A 418-nucleotide genomic window follows, 5' to 3' on the forward strand; every position below is an offset into this window, starting at 1 on the left:
GCCTGGGCGTCGACGAGCATGTGTTGGTGGTGGTGGTCCATCACATCGCCGCGGATGGCTGGTCGATCACCCCGCTGGTGGCCGATCTGGGCACCGCCTATGCCCACCGCTGCGCCGGCCAGGCTCCGGGGTGGGCGTCGTTGGCGGTGCAGTATGTCGATTACACGTTGTGGCAACGCGAGCAGCTCGGTGACCTCGATGACGCGCACAGCCGCATCGCCGCCCAGCTGGACTACTGGCAGCAGCTGCTCGCCGGAATGCCCGAGCGCCTGGCCCTGCCCACCGATCGGCCCTATCCGGCGGTGGCCGATCAGCGCGGGGCCAGCGTGGCGGTGGACTGGCCGGCGGGTTTGCAGCAGCAGATCGCGCGGGTGGCCCGCGAACACAACGCCACCAGTTTCATGGTCATCCAGACCGC

1 protein-coding gene is annotated in these 418 nt (G+C 69.4%); it reads left to right on the forward strand.

From position 1 onward, the window contains the following. Positions 1-418, forward strand: a 418-nt coding sequence (locus tag AC5Y30_RS25495) for a condensation domain-containing protein (RefSeq protein ID WP_499922090.1), incomplete at both ends; no start/stop codon positions are given.

This window comes from Mycobacterium sp. NGS27 (assembly GCF_059813005.1).